The sequence below is a fragment of the Bacillus sp. TH17 genome (assembly GCF_016651125.1).
GTDB classification, from domain to species: Bacteria; Bacillota; Bacilli; order Bacillales; family Bacillaceae_G; genus Bacillus_A; species Bacillus_A mycoides.
Map to the genome: position 1 here is coordinate 804091 of NZ_JAEKEN010000001.1, position 17324 is coordinate 821414.

Annotated in this window: 19 protein-coding genes and 2 pseudogenes; 8 read left to right on the top strand and 13 right to left on the bottom strand. The window is 36.1% G+C overall.

Going from position 1 to position 17324, the window contains the following annotated elements:
• Window positions 1-42: 42 nt before the first annotated feature.
• From gerPF to JFT95_RS03955, 7 genes and pseudogenes are all read right to left on the bottom strand, one after another.
• Window positions 43-258 (bottom strand): spore germination protein GerPF, encoded by a 216-nt coding sequence (gene gerPF / locus JFT95_RS03925; RefSeq protein ID WP_001141570.1) that lies wholly within the window; start codon window positions 256-258, stop codon window positions 43-45.
• Window positions 259-300: 42 nt separating this feature from the next.
• Window positions 301-687, bottom strand: coding sequence for a spore germination protein GerPE (locus JFT95_RS03930; RefSeq protein ID WP_002087037.1), 387 nt, complete (start codon window positions 685-687; stop codon window positions 301-303).
• A gap of 14 nt (window positions 688-701) precedes the next feature.
• The gene (gene gerPD, locus JFT95_RS03935) at window positions 702-896 is read right to left on the bottom strand and encodes a spore germination protein GerPD (protein ID WP_002087035.1); all 195 of its coding nucleotides are present in this window, start codon (window positions 894-896) and stop codon (window positions 702-704) included.
• Window positions 897-902: 6 nt separating this feature from the next.
• Window positions 903-1517: a spore germination protein GerPC gene (gene gerPC, locus JFT95_RS03940; protein ID WP_002087034.1), complete on the bottom strand. Its 615-nt coding sequence runs from the start codon at window positions 1515-1517 to the stop codon at window positions 903-905.
• A gap of 67 nt (window positions 1518-1584) precedes the next feature.
• Window positions 1585-1791 (bottom strand): spore germination protein GerPB, encoded by a 207-nt coding sequence (gene gerPB / locus JFT95_RS03945; protein ID WP_001012506.1) that lies wholly within the window; start codon window positions 1789-1791, stop codon window positions 1585-1587.
• Between the two features lie 14 nt (window positions 1792-1805).
• Window positions 1806-2027 (bottom strand): spore germination protein GerPA, encoded by a 222-nt coding sequence (gene gerPA / locus JFT95_RS03950; RefSeq protein ID WP_001111190.1) that lies wholly within the window; start codon window positions 2025-2027, stop codon window positions 1806-1808.
• Window positions 2028-2123: 96 nt separating this feature from the next.
• Window positions 2124-2302: pseudogene (locus tag JFT95_RS03955) on the bottom strand (aspartyl-phosphate phosphatase Spo0E family protein).
• 243 nt (window positions 2303-2545) lie between these two features.
• Between JFT95_RS03955 and JFT95_RS03960 the strand changes: the two are divergent.
• On the top strand, window positions 2546-3448 hold the full coding sequence (locus JFT95_RS03960; protein WP_002125896.1) for a fumarylacetoacetate hydrolase family protein: 903 nt from the start codon (window positions 2546-2548) through the stop codon (window positions 3446-3448).
• Window positions 3449-3482: 34 nt separating this feature from the next.
• On the opposite strand, the gene JFT95_RS03965 is transcribed toward JFT95_RS03960, so the two are convergent.
• Window positions 3483-3767, bottom strand: a complete 285-nt coding sequence (locus JFT95_RS03965; RefSeq protein ID WP_000925332.1) for a hypothetical protein — start codon at window positions 3765-3767, stop codon at window positions 3483-3485.
• 105 nt (window positions 3768-3872) lie between these two features.
• The gene (gene rocD / locus JFT95_RS03970; RefSeq protein WP_000616665.1) at window positions 3873-5063 is read right to left on the bottom strand and encodes an ornithine aminotransferase; all 1191 of its coding nucleotides are present in this window, start codon (window positions 5061-5063) and stop codon (window positions 3873-3875) included.
• Between the two features lie 150 nt (window positions 5064-5213).
• Between rocD and JFT95_RS03975 the strand changes: the two genes are divergently transcribed.
• On the top strand, window positions 5214-5582 hold the full coding sequence (locus tag JFT95_RS03975) for a YisL family protein (RefSeq protein WP_002011256.1): 369 nt from the start codon (window positions 5214-5216) through the stop codon (window positions 5580-5582).
• 53 nt (window positions 5583-5635) lie between these two features.
• Here the strand turns inward: JFT95_RS03975 and JFT95_RS03980 are convergent, their stop codons facing one another.
• Window positions 5636-6190 (bottom strand): DUF2777 domain-containing protein, encoded by a 555-nt coding sequence (locus tag JFT95_RS03980; protein ID WP_002140810.1) that lies wholly within the window; start codon window positions 6188-6190, stop codon window positions 5636-5638.
• A gap of 242 nt (window positions 6191-6432) precedes the next feature.
• On the opposite strand from JFT95_RS03980, the gene asnB reads away from it, so the two are divergent.
• The 3 genes and pseudogenes from asnB to katB all read left to right on the top strand — a co-directional run bounded on the left by asnB (window position 6433) and on the right by katB (window position 10451).
• Complete coding sequence (gene asnB / locus JFT95_RS03985; protein WP_201051507.1) at window positions 6433-8280, top strand: asparagine synthase (glutamine-hydrolyzing); 1848 nt, start codon at window positions 6433-6435, stop codon at window positions 8278-8280.
• A 189-nt stretch (window positions 8281-8469) separates the two neighbouring features.
• A pseudogene (locus tag JFT95_RS03990) lies at window positions 8470-8925 on the top strand (ferrochelatase).
• A 59-nt stretch (window positions 8926-8984) separates the two neighbouring features.
• Window positions 8985-10451 (top strand): catalase KatB, encoded by a 1467-nt coding sequence (gene katB / locus JFT95_RS03995; RefSeq protein ID WP_201051509.1) that lies wholly within the window; start codon window positions 8985-8987, stop codon window positions 10449-10451.
• A gap of 202 nt (window positions 10452-10653) precedes the next feature.
• On the opposite strand, the gene JFT95_RS04000 is transcribed toward katB, so the two are convergent.
• Window positions 10654-11886 (bottom strand): ammonium transporter, encoded by a 1233-nt coding sequence (locus JFT95_RS04000; RefSeq protein ID WP_002011245.1) that lies wholly within the window; start codon window positions 11884-11886, stop codon window positions 10654-10656.
• Between the two features lie 157 nt (window positions 11887-12043).
• Here JFT95_RS04000 and JFT95_RS04005 point away from each other — a divergent pair, with 157 nt between their 5' ends.
• On the top strand, window positions 12044-13405 hold the full coding sequence (locus JFT95_RS04005) for an alpha-amylase family glycosyl hydrolase (protein ID WP_201051511.1): 1362 nt from the start codon (window positions 12044-12046) through the stop codon (window positions 13403-13405).
• A gap of 18 nt (window positions 13406-13423) precedes the next feature.
• On the opposite strand, the gene JFT95_RS04010 is transcribed toward JFT95_RS04005, so the two are convergent.
• Complete coding sequence (locus JFT95_RS04010; RefSeq protein ID WP_002011241.1) at window positions 13424-13915, bottom strand: YajQ family cyclic di-GMP-binding protein; 492 nt, start codon at window positions 13913-13915, stop codon at window positions 13424-13426.
• Between the two features lie 285 nt (window positions 13916-14200).
• On the opposite strand from JFT95_RS04010, the gene JFT95_RS04015 reads away from it, so the two are divergent.
• The gene (locus JFT95_RS04015) at window positions 14201-15055 is read left to right on the top strand and encodes a CvfB family protein (protein WP_002011240.1); all 855 of its coding nucleotides are present in this window, start codon (window positions 14201-14203) and stop codon (window positions 15053-15055) included.
• Between the two features lie 266 nt (window positions 15056-15321).
• On the opposite strand, the gene JFT95_RS04020 is transcribed toward JFT95_RS04015, so the two are convergent.
• On the bottom strand, window positions 15322-15621 hold the full coding sequence (locus JFT95_RS04020; protein WP_201051513.1) for a hypothetical protein: 300 nt from the start codon (window positions 15619-15621) through the stop codon (window positions 15322-15324).
• Window positions 15622-16252: 631 nt separating this feature from the next.
• On the opposite strand from JFT95_RS04020, the gene JFT95_RS04025 reads away from it, so the two are divergent.
• The gene (locus JFT95_RS04025; RefSeq protein WP_002030281.1) at window positions 16253-17161 is read left to right on the top strand and encodes an acyl-ACP desaturase; all 909 of its coding nucleotides are present in this window, start codon (window positions 16253-16255) and stop codon (window positions 17159-17161) included.
• Window positions 17162-17324: the final 163 nt, after the last annotated feature.

Sequence of the window (17324 nt, forward strand, 5' to 3'; positions counted from 1 at the left end):
AGCCCTAGCTCTACACAAAATAGAGCTAAAGCTGTTTCTTTTTTACGCTGTTCCAATTTGATCTTGGTCTGCAACGTCCGAATCAAATGTATTTGTTGCGCTAACGCCGCTAAAAGTGTTGACGACAAATCCGACATTGGAAGCCCCGGATCCGTTATAAGCTTTCGTATTTTCTTTCGGAGACACGTTATAAAAATCTCCTAAGTTGAAAGAGCCGTTACTGTTTTGAACGACAAGATTTCCTACAACCGAAGGCATACCATCCACCTACTTTACTAAGCTTTTTAATTACTATATGAATTATTTAGAGGAAGGTTCATCAGTAATAAATTGGCGGATTTGTAGCGTGCGAGAATTATTAAAAACATAGTCAACATTGCCGATTTGGAAGCACGCGGAATTTAAAAGCGTTCGCAAGTGAACATCATTTACTTCAATAAAAGGGCACTCATTTACAATATTTAGTTTTACATCTGTTGTTCGCTTTGGAATTGTAATGTACTCATCTGTAAAGATTTCAAACGCATCAAAACGACCTTCACCTTTTATATAACAAGGGATTTCTCGATGAACGATAAGCGCTCTATTTTTTAATTCTATTTGATTAGCATCCCCGGCCTGGAAGACAGCTGCAACCCCCATAGAAATGATAGAAACATTTTGTACAACTGAAGTATGACGGAGCATAATTTTTCCTCTCCTCAACCTGGAGTCGGAGGGACATCTGTTACTAATGGTACAAATGGTCCCTCTGTAACGGATTCGAATGGCGTATCAAGAATAGAAGAAAGGATGAGAAGGTTAGCATCTCCAATTAAAAATAATGCGGAAGAAGAAACCCCGGTCATTTTAATCTGCCCTACTTTTAACTCGCGGTTCACAACATTTAAATTCATACATACTTACTCCTTTCGGAAATTACCCGGTATGTGTTGAATAAAGGAAAGGAACGCCTTGTCAATATCTTGTTTCATCGCTTGAATAATGACGTCTCGTAAATAATCGGGATCTGAGGAAATACCCTCATACGATTGAACTTGTGATAAATAATATGGAAGTCTATGTTCCATCTGTTTTTTTATGTCATCCACCATCATTTGTCGATACATCTCATCAAGCGGCGTTCTCTCTTCTTGTTCAAAATGGAGAATTCGACTATATGCTTCTTCATCTAAATAGCGATGCATTTCTTGAAGGATACCTTGATAAAAATCTGGATTTGTTTCTGTTTCAGGATTTACTTTTAATGTTTCTGTATCCACTTGAAAATCTTCAATTTGTTGCCCTTTTGTTGAAAATGGATTCAAGCCAATATTTAAAGTGCCGTTTAAATTTTCTACTTTTAATTGATCGAATTTATATTCCACTTTTCCTATAGAAGAGGAGGGACGACTTTTTAACTCATTAAGCTCTTCTTGTAGTAGGCGAACTTGCTCTTCAAGATTTAGAATAGTTTGCTGCTGTATTTGGAGAGCTTGTTGAAGTTGGTGTAGGTAAGTATATATATCTTGATTCATTTGTGAAACCTCCTTTTCAATAGGGAGGGGAAATATATTCCTGCTATATATTTATGACAAGGATACCTTAAGAAGAACTAGTTGATGGTTTGATGGAAATAATTTGTCCTTTCGCCTGTAATGGACGAAGAGGTTCTGTAAATCCGCCAGAATTTGAGAATTTAGAAAGAGCTTTAATACTACCTGCAGTTCCAATTTGAAAAACGGAAGAGGTCGTAATGCTATCGATTTTAATGCTGTTAATGATGATACTTTGGTTCACATAAAAATTCAATGCAATCGCCCCCTTTAGTTCGAACCAATTATTGCTTGATCAATTACATCTGAATCATTGACGGTCGTTGAGCTTTGATAATTGTAAACAGAGACGTTATCCCCAACATTAAATGAACCGGCTCCCGCAAAAGCGCGTGAATAACTAATAGGCCTAATCGCAAATACATCTCCAATATGAAAAATACCACTTGATCCAATGTTAACGATACGAATATGTCCGACCATAGCTGGCATACAAAACACCTTTCGTTTTTAAAATTTTCTTTTCTACTATTGTATGGGCGTTTTCAATAAAATGTGTATTTTTTCGAAATAAAAGAAACACATACGTTATTGCGTATGTGTTTCGAACATTTGAGTATGTGTGCAATCTGTATGTATAGGCCAAACAACATTTAAGAGCCTGTCCAATTCCTGGCTACAATCTACTGTTTTTTGAGAAGTCATTCCGTAGCGTTCAGCAAAATAGATCATTTTTTCGCGTTTTTTTCGATAGCTTGCTCAAACATTGAAATCGGCTCCATCTCTCAATAAATTTTATGTATATATGTAGTACATATTATACAAAAATCCCATAAAAAAGAAACATCTTCGCTAAAAAAAGTATAATTTCTACATTTTATGTCAAATAACGGATGAGGAACAAATGTAAGAATGGTTGAATATTGTAAAAATTAGCGTGTGTAAGAAGGTTTTTTTCTTAAGGATGCGAATACAATTATAGGGTATGAGTTTTAGGATGGAGAGTGGAAATGTTGCGTTTTGTAACGGCGAAGAAAGAAGAAAAAGTATTTGTAGGTATTGTGGATGAAGAGGAAGAAAAGGTATTACATTTAAGAGAAGCGCAAAGACAAAAAGGGGAAAAGGTTACTATCCCAATTACCATGTTAGAGTGTATTGAAAGAGGAAGCGAATGTCTTGAGAAAGTGTACGATATTGTAAATTGGGCGAAGGAAAATGCGGGATCGGCGTATTATCCGTTAGCAGAGGTGAAAATATTAGCACCGATTCCAAGGCCGAGAAAAAATATTCTTTGTGTTGGAAAGAACTATCGTGAGCATGCGGTAGAAATGGGCGGAGTAGAGTCTATCCCTGAAAATATAATGATTTTTACAAAGGCGCCAACAACAGTGATTGGAATTGATGAGCAAATTAATGGTCACCCTCACGCGACGAATGAACTTGATTACGAAGGTGAACTAGCAATCGTTATCGGTAAGCGAGGGAAACAAATAAAAATAGAAAAAGCTCTTGATCATGTTTTTGGATATACAGTTATAAATGATGTAACTGCTCGGGATATTCAAAGAAAACATAAACAATTTTTCCTAGGGAAAAGTTTCGATACATTTTGTCCGATGGGACCGTATTTAATTCATAAATCGATGGTTAGAACGCCGAATGCATTACACATTGAAACGGTGGTAAATGGAGAAGTAAGGCAAACTTCAAATACGAGAGAAATGATTTTTTCAGTAGAAGAAATTATTTCAACTATAAGTAAAGGCATGACATTAGAGCCAGGAGATATCATTGCAACAGGGACACCAGCTGGTGTTGGTAAAGGTTTTACACCACCGAAGTTTTTACATGCTGGTGATGAAGTTGTTATTACAGTAGAGGGAATTGGTACGCTTAGAAATATTGTGAAATGAAAAAAGAGCTATCTTGTGAAAAGATAGCTCTTTTCTATGGGCGTGGATTAACGGAGTAATCTATGATGGCGAAAATATACAATCCGATTAATGCTAAAGTACAAATTCCAATTAGCATAACTGCAAGTGCGCTTCTCTCACGGCCAAAACCGATAATTGTAAGGAAAACAGCAGCCCAAAATGATGTTTTGAGTAGTGTGAATGTATTAGGAGTTGAATAATGACTGAGTAAAGTTGTAGATAATATGAAGCCGATGAATGTCATAGAAATAAAAATTGTAGCTAAATTATTAATGTGTTTACCGTATTTCAATAGCATACAGTTACCCCCTTTTTAACAAAAACAGAATATTCAATTTTATTTTACGATAAACTACTAAAAAAAGAAAGAGGTTGTCCTATATTTAGGACAACCTCACTATGATTAAGATAGTACAGCTTTAATTTTTTGGAACGCCCACTCTAAATCTTCTTCAGAGATTACTAGAGGTGGTGCAATACGAATTACGTTTTCGTGTGTTTCTTTACATAATAGACCAGCTGCTTTTAGTTGTTCACAGTAAGGACGAGCTGGCTCGTTTAATTCGATACCGATGAATAAACCTTTACCGCGAATGTCAGTAATCATTGGGTTATCAATTTCTTTTAATTGCCCAACTAGTTTTTCTCCTAATTGAAGAGAACGCTCTGTTAATTTTTCTTCTTCTAATACTTCAAGAGCTGCAATAGAAACAGCACATGCAAGTGGGTTACCACCGAATGTAGAACCGTGAGAACCTGGCTCGAATACACCTAAAATGTCGCTGTTTGCTGCAACACAAGAGATTGGGAATACGCCGCCGCCAAGTGCTTTACCAAGTATGTACATGTCAGGAGTTACATTGTCCCAGTCGCAAGCAAATACTTTACCCGTACGGCCTAAGCCTGTTTGGATTTCATCTGCTACGAATAAAACGTTTTCTTTTTTACATACTTCAAAAGCTTCTTGTAAGAAACCAGCTGGTGGAATGTTAATTCCTGCTTCACCTTGGATTGGCTCTAAAATGAATGCAGCTGTATTTGGTGTAATCGCAGCTTTTAACGCTTCTAAATCACCATAAGGAATTACAATAATGCCAGGAAGCATTGGACCGAAGCCGCGCTTGTACTCTTCGTTTGATGACATAGAAACAGCACCCATTGTACGTCCGTGGAAGTTATCTTCACAAACGATGATTTCTGCACGGTTTGCTTCTACCTTTTTCACATCATAAGCCCAGCGACGAGCTGTTTTAATTGCAGTTTCAACAGCCTCTGCACCTGTATTCATAGGAAGTACCATATTTTTATTTGTTAGTTTCGCAACTTTTTCGTACCAAGGACCTAATTGATCGCTATGGAAAGCACGAGAAGTTAACGTCACTCGATTAGCTTGGTCAATTAAAGCGTTAATGATTTTTGGATGACGATGACCTTGGTTTACTGCAGAATATGCACTTAATAAGTCCATATAGCGGTTTCCTTCAGGATCTTCTACCCAAACGCCTTCTGCTTTAGAAATAACGATTGGAAGTGGATGGTAGTTATTTGCCCCGTATGTGTCTGTAAGTTCGATAATATCCTTAGTTTGAATCATGATTGTTCCCCCTTTTGTTATTACAAGAAGTTTGTAAATACTCTAAATATTATAGCATTTAAATATAAAAAAGCGAAACATTTCCTGAAAATATATGAACATGTTATCATATAGAGTGAAAAAGTGTGAAAAAGAGGAGGCAGGGATACGATGGTACATATGCATATTACAGCATGGGCGTTAGGATTAATTTTATTCTTCGTTGCGTATTCACTTTATTCAGCAGGAAGAAAAGGTAAAGGTGTACATATGGGGCTTCGCCTTATGTATATCATCATTATTGTGACAGGTTTCATGTTGTACATGAGTATTGTGAAGACGGCAACAGGTAGCATGCACATGTGGTACGGCATGAAAATGCTAGCTGGTATATTAGTAATCGCTGGAATGGAAATGGTTCTTGTGAAAATGAGCAAAAACAAACCAACAGGGGCGGTTTGGGGCTTATTTATTGTCGCGCTAGTAGCGGTATTATACTTAGGACTAAAATTACCGCTTGGCTGGTACGTATTCAAATAAAAATAAAACCACCTTATGATCTCAAATATTTGGGAGATAAGGTGGTTTTTATTTTATGTCGCATCAATATGTAACTCTTCTCCGTTTACTTTCGTAAATCGCAAAATATTTTTATTAGAGGAAGAGTGGCGTACAAAATGATGCTGCAATGTACAAATCATTTCGTCGTTATCGAATAAAAGAATATTTACTCCTTCGCATGCTTCCTCTTTTGGCAAGAAGGATAAATAATTATGACAATACATGCAATCATATAAAGAGTAATTAAGTGATTGCAATGATTCGGTTAATAATGTAAAGACAGAGTCAGGTAATTCCTCAAGCCATTCATTATAGCTAAGAAGTAATTTTTTTCGAATTCGTATCATTTCCCCGTTTTGGAGAGAATGTTGTTCATTTGCAATTTGTAATATGTCTTGTTCATAAAAACGAGCTGGTAGCCAATTGTTGTTATATAAAATTTCAAAACCATCTTCAGCAATATCTTCTAATAGAAAAGCCTCATCATTTTCATCATCAAAGAATACCCATTCTTTGTTTATATATTCTACATTACCGACTGTATGAGCGCGCGGTTGGTTATACAAAATGTGTTTGCGTTGTATCATAGTTCATTTCTCCTTTTATAGAAATAGTTATTCTTGTTATGGACAGTTCGTACGTTCTTTATAACTAGACACACCTAAAGATAGATGGGCATACAATAAAACACGCTTTACACTGTGAAACTGCTATTCCATATGTGGATAGTTAGTTATCGTCAAGTTTGTTGTTTTTATGTATCCGCACTCATAGGGTGGGGATTACTGCACGTTCAGAAACAGATATTAGATTAGGAAGGATGATTCTTATGTGCGGGATTACAGGATGGGTGGATTATAAACGCTCATTAGAAGGGGAAAGGGACATCGTGACGAAGATGGCGGAAACGCTAGCGAAACGCGGTCCAGATGATAATAAAGTTTGGATTAAAGGGAACGTCGCATTTGGGCATAAACGGTTAATCGTTGTAGATCCTGAAGGTGGTAAACAACCCATGACTTGTTTAAAAGACGAAACGAGTTATGCGATTTGCTATAACGGAGAGCTCTACAATACAGAAGATATTCGCAAAGAGTTATTAAGAAGAGGTTATACATTTAAAGGGCATTCCGATACAGAAGTACTATTGGCATCTTATATTGAATGGAAAGAAGAATGTGTCGATCATTTAAACGGTATATATGCGTTTGCAGTATGGGATGAGAAAAATGAACGAGTCTTTATTGCCAGAGATCGATTAGGTGTAAAACCGCTTTTTTATAAATATGATAGCGGACGATTATTATTTGGTTCAGAGTTAAAAGCGATACTAGCGCATCCAGATGTGAAGGCGGAAGTAACGTTAGAAGGGTTGTCAGAAATATTTGGCCTCGGACCATCTAGAACGCCTGGTCACGGTATATATGCTGGTATTCAAGAACTGCGTCCGGGTCATGCAATGACGTTCTCAAAAGACGGTTTATGCATATGGAGATATTGGAATGTAGAAAGTAAAAAACATGAAGATTCATTTGAAGAAACAGTAGAGAAAACTCGTTTTTTATTACAAGATGCGATTACGAGACAATTAGTTTCTGACGTACCACTATGCACTTTTTTATCAGGAGGTGTAGATTCAAGTGCTATAACAGCAATTGCCGCGAAAGAGTATGAAAGATCAGGGAAAGGTCAATTGCACACGTATTCTGTTGACTATGAAGATAACGACAAATATTTTAAAGCGAATGCGTTTCAGCCGAATTCAGATGCACCATTTATTAATTTAATGACAGAGACATTTCAAACAATTCATCATCGCTGCGTCATTTCTAATGAACAACTAGCACAGTATTTAACAGAAGCAGTACTCGTTCGCGATTTGCCTGGTATGGCAGATATTGATTCTTCATTATTATGGTTTTGCCGTGAAATAAAACAAGATTTTGTCGTCGGTTTATCTGGAGAATGTGCAGATGAAATATTCGGCGGTTATCCGTGGTTTTATAGAGAAGATGATTTACAATCAAGTGCATTTCCGTGGATGCGTTCTACAGAAGCGCGTGAACAACTTCTGAAGAAAGAATGGAGAAATAAATTAAATTTACAACAATATGTACAACAACGCTATGAAGAATCCATTCAAGAAGTTCCTATTTTAGAGGGAGAAAGCCCATTAGAAGCGAAGAGACGACAATTATTTTATTTAAACATGGTATGGTTTATGACAACATTATTAGACAGAAAAGACCGTATGAGTATGGGGGCAAGCTTAGAAGTACGCGTTCCATTTGCGGACCACCGACTTGTCGAATATGCGTGGAATATTCCTTGGGAAATGAAAATGTATAAAAACCGCGAAAAAGGTCTATTGCGTAAGGCTTTAGAAGGATTACTTCCAAATGATATATTGTATAGAAAGAAAAGTCCGTATCCGAAAACGCATAACCCGCACTATACGAAAGCAGTCACAGTATGGCTCCAAGATTTATTAGCGGATAAAGGCTCAATTTTGCATGAATTGTTCGATAAGGAGCAATTGAGCGGATTGATCCAGTCTGGCGGCAGTGCATTTCAAAAACCATGGTTTGGTCAATTAATGACTGGGCCGCAGCTTTTAGCTCATTTAGCGCAAATTCATGTTTGGTTTAAAGAGTATGGGGTAAATATTAAGGAATAGGGAAAGAGCGGCTTATATTTATGTGAGCCGCTCTTTTTCTTAAATAAATTGTCATATAAAATTCGAAATCATATTAGAAACAATACTTATTTAGAATTATTATTTTGACGTACTTATTATTGCTTGTTATAATTGGAAACAAATGTTCTTGAAAAGGATTCTCATTTCCAAAATTGAGGTGCTATATAGATGACGAAGAAGAAAATAGGTTTGCTTGTAATGGCATATGGAACGCCGGAGTCATTAGATGATGTAGAAGCTTATTATACTCACATTCGTCATGGGCGTAAGCCATCTCTGAAGAAGCGCTCCAAAATTTAATCGGACGGTATAAAGCGATTGGTGGAATTTCACCGCTTGGGAAAATAATGAAAGAGCAGGCGCATAAATTAACAGATTCAATGAATAAAATGTTTACAGAGTATGAATTTGTTTGTTACTTAGGTTTAAAACACATTGCTCGATTTAGGAGTTTTATATGACACCGATTATGAATGTAAAGTTGTAACTGATGAATTAAATGCTGCATATTTTAGACTAAATATGCCCAATTCACAATCTGTATTTATTGATTGTTTAGCTGAAATTGTTTCCAAAAAAATGAAGGAAATAGTTGACAAGGATTTAATTTTGAATAATAATTAGTTTATAATAATTTTAAATAAATAATAATTACTATGAAGGAAAGAGGAGGATCACCCTTGATGAATCCAAATAAGCGCTTAACAACAAACCAAGGTGCTCCAGTTGGAGATAACCAAAACTCTCGTACAGCTGGTCGCCGTGGACCGGTATTGTTAGAAGACTATCATTTAGTAGAAAAACTTGCTCACTTTGATCGTGAACGTATTCCTGAGCGTGTTGTGCATGCACGTGGTGCAGGTGCTCACGGTGTATTCGTAACGAAAAACAGCATGAAGCAATATACGAAAGCAGCGTTTTTACAAAATGAAGGAACTGAAACACCTGTATTCGTTCGTTTCTCAACGGTTATTCATGGTCAAGGTTCTCCAGAGACAGCTCGTGATCCGCGTGGGTTCGCTGTTAAATTTTATACAGAAGAAGGAAACTACGATATCGTAGGTAACCACTTACCAGTTTTCTTCATTCGTGACGCAATTAAATTCCCTGACATGGTGCATTCTTTAAAGCCAGCACCTGATACAAATGTTCAAACGCCAGATCGTTACTGGGATTTCATGACGTTAACTCCAGAATCTACACATATGATGACATGGGTATTTTCTGATTATGGTACACCGGCAAACTACCGTGAAATGGAAGGTTTCGGCGTACATTCATTTAAATGGATTAATGCAGAAGGTAAAATCGTTTACATTAAATATCATTGGAAGCCACAGCAAGGTGTGCGTAACTTAAGTGCAAAAGAAGTCGAGCAAGTGCAAGGAAAAGACTTCAATCATGCAACTCGTGACTTGTTCGATGCAATCGAAAAAGGAAATTATCCGAAGTGGGATTTACACGTACAAGTGATGCAACTAGAAGAAACGGATTCTTTAGATTTCGATCCACTAGATCCGACGAAAGTATGGCCAGAAGATCGTTTCCCATTAATTGAAGTAGGGACGATGACGTTAAATCGTAACCCGAAAAACTTCTTTGCGGAAGTAGAACAAGTGGCGTTCTCTCCAAGTGCAACTGTAAATGGTATTGAACCATCTGAAGATAAATTATTACAAGGTCGTTTATTCTCTTACCCAGATACACAGCGTTATCGCCTTGGTGCAAACTATTTACAAATTCCTGTAAACTGCCCATACGCAGCTGTTCGTAATCAACAACGTGATGGTGCGATGCAAGTGGATCAAAACCCATCTACAATAAACTACGAACCGAGCCGTCATACTGAAAATCCAGTTGAAGATCCAACTTACCGCGATTCAACTATGAAAGTAGAAGGCTACGTATCTCGTGAAAAAATTGAAAAACCAAATGACTTCAAACAAGCGGGTGAGCGTTACCGTTCATTCTCTAAAGAAGAGCAAGATAACTTAATTGCGAACTTAACAAACGACTTAAAAGGCGTAAATGAGCAAACGAAATTACTAGCTATTTGCAACTTCTTCCGTGCAGATCATGACTACGGAATGCGTTTAGCAGGGGCGTTAAATGTTGATATTACGCAGTATGTAGGGAATGTTCCGAAGTAAATAGGAAAAGACGACTGTTAAACGGTCGTCTTTTTTGTGTAAAATCATGCAGGGTATTTTGCGTTTTAGCTATGTCGGAATTCGTCGGTAAATCGATATATTGAAAGAAACGATCGATAAATTTATGGGAATACAGGATGGGGTGTGCAAATCAGTGCGAAAAAAGAGATGCAATCTACTATTAATAGATTGCATCTCTTTTTTAATTTACTCGCTCAGTATACTCATAAGCTTTCTCCCCATGCATCGAAATATCAAGCCCCATTTGTTCTTCGTGCTCATCGACGCGAACAGGAAGGAAGAAGTTAATAGCCTTAATAATGGCGTACGTCATTATGATTGTGAATGCATATGTTGCTCCGATTGCTACAAGTTGTTTGAAAAGGAGAGTGGCGTTTCCGTAAAATAATCCGTTAGCACCATCGCTATTTATAGTAGTAGTAGCAAATAGTCCAGTTGCAATACCGCCCCAAGTTCCTCCAATGCCGTGGCATCCAAATGCATCGAGTGTATCGTCGTATCCGAATTTGTTTTTTAAGAAGAAGACAGCTCCGAAGCATAATATACCGCCGATTGCTCCGATAAGAAGAGCGGAGAAAGGTGTAACGAATCCACAAGCCGGCGTAATTGCGACTAAACCAGAAACAACCCCGGAAGCAGCTCCCATCGCAGTCGGTTTTGATTGGAAGAACCATTCAGAAAGCATCCAAGTTAGAGCTGAGGCAGCGGCGGCTATATTTGTATTAATAAATGCAGTTAAAGCTACGTCATTTAAAGATAATGCACTACCGACGTTGAAACCGAACCAGCCGAACCAGAGTAAGCCTGCGCCTAACATTGTAAATGGTAAATGATGAGGGGAGGTACCGCTTATATTTTTTCGTTTTCCAAGGAAAATAGCTAATACAAGACCAGCAACGCCAGATGTGATATGAACGACATTACCACCAGCGAAGTCTAACGCGCCGAGTTCTCTCAGCCATCCGCCAACGCCCCATACCCAATGAGCGACAGGATTGTAAACGATTGTTGTCCAAAGAAGGATAAAAATAAGAAAGGCAGAAAATCGCATTCTTTCGGCGAATGCCCCTGAAATTAAAGCGGGAGTTAAAATAGCGAACATGAGTTGGAACATCATAAATAAATTGTGAGGAATAGTAGATGAGTAGTCTGGGTTTGGTGCGTAGGTAACTCCGTTTAGACCGAACCAATCGAGATTGCCGATAAGTCCGTGCCAATCTGGCCCGAATGATAAAGAATAACCGATAACAATCCATTGAATCGAAACGATAGCCATTGCGCTATAACTGTGCATTGTCGTGCTGAGTACGTTTTTACTGCGAACCATACCCCCATAAAAAAGTGCCAATCCTGGTGTCATCAACATGACCATTACTGTCGTTACAAAAATAAAAACTGTATCTCCCGTATTCATTCTCTCTCCTCCTATGATGATATGAAACATAACATCTATATGTTATGTTTCATATCATATTCGAAATAAAAAGAAAAATCAACTAAAAATTCAGAAAACTTTTTAGTTGATGTTAGAAAACCTAACATGATGTATTTTTGGGGGATAAAATCAACGTATGCGATTTGCTCTAAAAATTGGTATAATATTCTTACAATTGGAAGTTTGGGGGATGCGTGTGAAAAAAATATGGACTAAGGAACTATTCATTTGTTTTTGTTTAGCTGTTATTTTGTTTGTACCAGTACATACTTTTGCGGAAGAAAAAAGGGAATGGCGAGATGAAGTTATGTATTCCATTATGATTGATCGCTTTAATAACGGAGAATCGAAAAATGACAAACAGTTAGACGTTGGTAATTTAGAAGGGTATCAGGGCGGAGATATACGTGGGATTATAAAAAGATTGGACTACATAAAAGAAATGGGATTTACTACTATTATGCTTTCGCCGCTTTTTGAAAGTGAAAAGTATGACGGATTAAGCGTTCGAAATTTTCAAAAAGTAAATGAACATTTCGGAACAGAAAATGATGTGAAAGAACTTGTAAATGAGGCTCACAAAAAAGGAATGAAAGTTGTCTTTCAATTTCCGTATGAAGAAAATGAACAACAATTAATAGACTCGATGAAATGGTGGATAAAAGAAGTCGATTTAGACGGAAGTTATGTGATACATAGTGAAAAAAAGCCGCGTGCTTTTTGGGATGAAGTGCAAAAGGATTTGCAGAAGGTAAAGAAAGATTTTCACATTATGACAAAGGAAGATAATGAGTACTATAAAAAAATAGTAGAGTCATTTTCAAAAGCAGATATGTCTGTGAAACCTTTATATGATGTGAGTGGAAAAGAAGAGGAATTCGCTACGTTTTTAGATAATCAAGAAACAAAGCGATTTGCACGTATTGCAAAAGAAAATATGTATTACCCGCCGTCTCGTTTAAAACTAGCGATCACTTACTTATTAACATCCCCGGGGATACCGAATTTTTATTACGGAACTGAAATCGCATTAGATGGGGGAGATGCTCCAGATAATAGACGATTAATGGATTTCAAATCTGATGAAAAGTTTATGCAGCACATAACGAAGCTAGGTGAACTTAGACAAGCGAGACCATCTTTACGACGTGGTACGTTTGAACTTCTATATGATAAAGATGGAATGAGTATATTAAAACGAAAGTATAAAGATGAAGTAACACTAGTAGCGATTAATAATACGAAAGAGACGAAAAAGGTTTCCTTACCTGTAAGTGCAATTGGTGAAAAACAAGAGTTAAGAGGATTGTTAGAAGACGAAATTATAAGAGAAGAAAACGGAAAGTTTTATCTTGTTTTAAAGCGCGAAGAGTCGAATGTGTATAAAGTTAGCGAAGAAACAGGTGTGAATTGGTTGTTTATCTCCTTAATAGTCGGTGTGAACGTATTATTTATTGCTTTTTTAATTGCGGTTAAAAAGAAAAGATCCTCTGTATAGATAGAGGATCTTTTTTTCTTAGCGGTAGTTAATGAATTGTACGTCGATTGGTAAGTCGACGCTGCGAACGGCTGCGATTACTGCTTGTAAGTCATCACGGCTTTTCGCTGTTACGCGTACTTGGTCATCTTGTACTTGCGTTTTTACTTTTAATTTCATTTCTTTAATGATGTTGTTAATTTTTTTCGCGTTATCTTTATCGATACCTTGTTGCAGAGTTGCACGTTGGCGAACAGTATTACCAGATGCAGTTTCAACTTTTCCATAGTCCAAGTTTTTAATTGGAACGTTACGTTTTACAAGTTTAGAAATTAGAACGTCTTTTACTTGGTCTAATTTGAACTCGTCCTCAGAAGTTAAAACAAGTACTTCTTTTTCTAATTTAATATCACTTTTACTACCTTTAAAGTCATATCGGTTTTGGATTTCCTTTAATGCGATGTTAATTGCGTTTGTTACTTCAGGTAATTCTACTTTCGAAACGATGTCAAAAGAACTCTCTTTTGCCATAGTTAGCACCTCCAAATAAATTTCTATCTTTTCATGCACCTAAATAGGCTATGTAATATACATATTAAAGTATAGCGGAAAGTACATCGATTAGATAGAGTTGTTGCAACTTAAGTGTTTTGACGGATCATCCGTAGGGGAATATAGTCCTATAGATACAGTCTTTATTTAATTATAGTGAATTTTGGGCAGTTGGACAAATAAAGGAAAAATCGTGTTATAATTAACTTTTGTTTGGAATGATAAAAAAGATAACTTTATATATAGAGAAGGGAATTAAAAAATATGTATTTGCAATTAGGATCGATTGAACAGGTAACTGTTTTACGCGAAACGGAAATCGGATATATGGTTGGAAACGAAGAGGAAGAAATCTTCCTACATAAAAACGAATTAGCTGGAGAAATTGCAGAAGGCGATACGATTGATGTATTCTTATACCTTGATCACCAAAATCGTATTTCAGCAACAATGAAGGAACCAATTATTACAACGCATGATTGGAATTGGGTAAAGGTTGTAGAAGTTATTCCTAGCTTAGGTGTGTTTGTTGATATTGGTGTATCAAAAGATATACTAATTCCACTTGATGAGTTTCCAATTTATATGCCAGTATGGCCTCAGGAAGGCGACGAATTATATTGTACGTTAAAATTAACGAATCGTGATCGTTTAATTGCCCTTCCGGCAAGAGACAGTGATATGCAAGAAATTATCGTAGATGCAACGCCATCTATGCGTAATAAAAACGTAAATGGACGTGTGTATCGCTCACTTCAAGTTGGTTCGTTCATACTAACTGACGAGCATTTCCGTGCTTTCTTACACCATACAGAAAGAAAAGAACAAGTCCGCATCGGTGAGCGCGTAACAGGTCGTATTATTGACGTGAAAGACGACGGTACAATTAACATTTCACTTCTTCCTCGTAAAGAAGAAGGAATGGAAGATGATGCAGCAGTACTTTATGCATATATGGAAGAACGAGGCGGAGCAATGCCGTTTTGGGATAAGAGTAACCCAGAAGACATTAAAGAACGTTTCAATATGAGTAAGGCTGCATTTAAGCGTGCACTTGGTAAACTGATGAAAGAAGAAAAGATTTACCAAGAAGAAGGTTGGACTTACTTTAAGAAATAAGATAAATGAAAAAGAACTATTTTTTCTCTTAATTTTTAAGAGAAGAGATAATTCTTTTTTTTATTATAAAGTACATAAAAAGTAAATAAGGTGTAATAAAATTCACAAAATCTGAAGATATACAAACGACTAGAATACGTTATGGTTTTTATTATAACAAGAAAGAAGAGTATTTCGAATAAAAAGAATATTAAAATGAGTTTTTGGGCTTTTAGTTAACAAAGTTTCGAAAATAAACACTTTATAAAGGTTTCCTTTAAATATGATTATTGTGTTTCGAGGGTTTCCTTATAAATCTTAGCTATATATTTTACAAAATCAATGATGGGATAGTGTATGAGCGAGCGGTGCTGCATAAAACGAACTCCTGATTTTTCCATTTTCGAAATGATTTGTTCAATTTCCAACTCTTTTTGTTGTATCTTATTATAATTTTGATATACAATGTTTTTCCATTGATAGGAAGAACCATGAAAATAACTCTCTCCTTTTACCTTGTGATTAAATATTATTTCTATTTTTTCTCTACGTTGTCTTTCCTTCATATACGATTCCGTTGACTGCATGGTTATCGCCTCTTTCCTTTGTATTGTATACTGTTTCCGAAAATTCGGTCTAACTCATCATAGCCAATGTACAGTGATTTTGTTGGGGATTGTCGTTTAAGGCTATCTTATCAACTGTATATATTTTGCAATTTCTTAATCTAATATCTTATATCTAAATAAATTGTTAGTGTGTATAAAACGCCATTAATCTTTTAAGTTTTTGCTACCAATAACAAAATTAGAAAGTAACGAAAACGGATGAAAGATAAATTGTTTATCAATCTTTATTATAAAACGATTCTTTATGGATATGCACCTTTTTATACTCACCAAGATTTACAATATGACGAGTATCTTCATCCATGAATGTTATCCTCTATTTGCTGAGGATAGTTTTTTTATTTAGGCTAAGCAACATATCGTATGCCTCAGAACCCTTTTTATAAAAAATGACAATATATGTAACGGTTTCCCTTTTGATATGAAAAAAATCATATAGAAATAAAGCGTTCTTAAAGTGGTTTGTTAAAAATTTGTTGTATTTGACTTAAAAAAAGGAAAGTAATATTTATTTGTAGAAAATTTTTAAGGATACAAATGAATGTAAAAATAGAATGACTATCTACGATAAAAAAGGGGGCACTTATATATGCTAACAAATGATTTAGATTTCCGATTAGAACCACGTTTAAAAGAATTGTATGAACAACATAAAATAAGGGCGCAGAAGATAGACTGGGGTTATCATGAGTTTTTACCATGGGATAAGGGAATGGACTTTAAAAGAGTTCCTTGGGATGAAAGTCAAGTTACTCTTCCTTCTGGTGTAATTACGGCTATTGAGACAGCTTTATTAACAGAAGTGAATTTACCATGGTTTACAACGTATTTATCGGCGACCTTTAAAGGATCCCTTTCTGTTATTACAGACTTTATTCATACTTGGACCTCAGAAGAGGATCAACATTCGAATTTATTGGAGACATATTTACTACTCACTCGAAGTGTGAACCCTAAACGAATACATGATTTAAGAAAGTCAGTCGTTGAGGGTGGATTTGAGCCTGATTTTCATACACCAATCGAAGCAATGACGTATACGACGCTACAAGAACTTGCAACGCTGGTGTTTTATAATAACGTAGCTAAGGTTTCAAGTAAGCATGATCCAGATCTTGCTACATTATTACGTCGTCTCGCCAAAGATGAGACTCTTCATTATGCGTTTTATCGAGACGTCATTCGAACACATTTGGAATTAGAACCTAATTATTGCTATCATATTGCCAATGTGATTAAGAATTTTAAAATGCCAGGTGCCGTCATGCCTGATTTTGAAAATAGAATGGCTGTGATTGCAAAAGAAGCGAATTATGGACCACTACAATATTTTGATCAAGTACTTGATGTAGTGGTTGATTATTGGGGGTTAAAAGACTTACGACCAATTGCACCTTTAGCTGAAAAAGCAAGAATTGAGATTTTGGAATACCACACAAGATTGAAAAAAATACGGGATCGATTTGGTCGTTTTCAAGGGAAAACTGATCTACGTTAATGAGTAGAGATTTCTGAATATAAGCGGGGGAATCTGACACACTCCCTATTGTTTTTGGGGTGTTTTTTACTTAATTTAATTTTTGTTAAAAAAGTAGTTGACGATAAAAACGATTTTATGATATTATAAAATATTTGATAAAAAATCAAATATATGTTAAGGT